Origin of the sequence: Vibrio sp. 10N.222.55.C6 (assembly GCF_041473395.1) — a bacterium.
Classification (GTDB): domain Bacteria; phylum Pseudomonadota; class Gammaproteobacteria; order Enterobacterales; family Vibrionaceae; genus Vibrio; species Vibrio crassostreae_C.
Map to the genome: position 1 here is coordinate 1 of NZ_JBFRSD010000319.1, position 854 is coordinate 854.

General features: G+C 41.0%; 1 protein-coding gene. It reads left to right on the top strand.

What is annotated here, in order from left to right; translation table 11 throughout:
- A partial coding sequence (locus tag AB4486_RS23895) for a hypothetical protein (RefSeq protein WP_372119083.1) occupies positions 1 to 854 on the top strand: 854 nt, incomplete at both ends.

Consider the following 854-nt stretch of genomic DNA (forward strand, 5'->3'; position numbering starts at 1 on the left):
CTCCGAAGGAAACGGCGATCAAATACGTTATGACGAGGCATTGGTTACTAAGTTTAGCGGCGAGGTTTCTGTCGCTAACTTTACTTTGAATGGCGTTGCTGACAGTGAAGAAGTGTTCTGGAAGGCATACGACAATCAGGGTTCGCTAGTTGATAGTGGTACTATAAGTAGTAACGACTTAACTATTGCTTCTGATAGTGGTTTTGAAACTGTGGTGCTTTATACAGGTACTACCAATAACTTTATGGTAGAGAGTGTTGAGGTTCAATACGGCGTAGGCTCGGCTAATCAAGATACGTTCCAATACGAGTTGACTGATGCTGATGGTAGTGAGTCTTCAGCTCAATTGACAGTTACACAAGACTCATTACCAGTAGCTAAAGATAATAGCGAAGAGGTATATGAAGCTGGTCTTGAATCGGGTACTGATGCTAATAGTGACGCAAGTATTGTGACCGGCAATATCCTTGACAATGATAGTGGCGTTAGTAGTTCTACGTTAATTAGTGCAGTTAACGGTCAGGCACCAGTAAATGGAATCGTGGTTGTTACTACATCTTACGGTACGTTGACTGTATATACTGATGATTCTAATGGCTTCCGTTCAGGGGACTTTGAATATGAATTAACTAACACATCAATCGGTGATGATGTTGTAGATAGTTTTAGTTACACAATATCAAATAGCGTTGGTGTTACGGATAGTGCGCAGCTTAATATTAATATCGTTGATGATGTGCCTATTGTCAGTGACGTTGAACGCAACTTAACGACCACATCAGACCCTATAACAACAAATTTGACTTTTGCTCTCGACTTGTCAGGTAGTATGGACTATTCAGCTGGTAATGGGA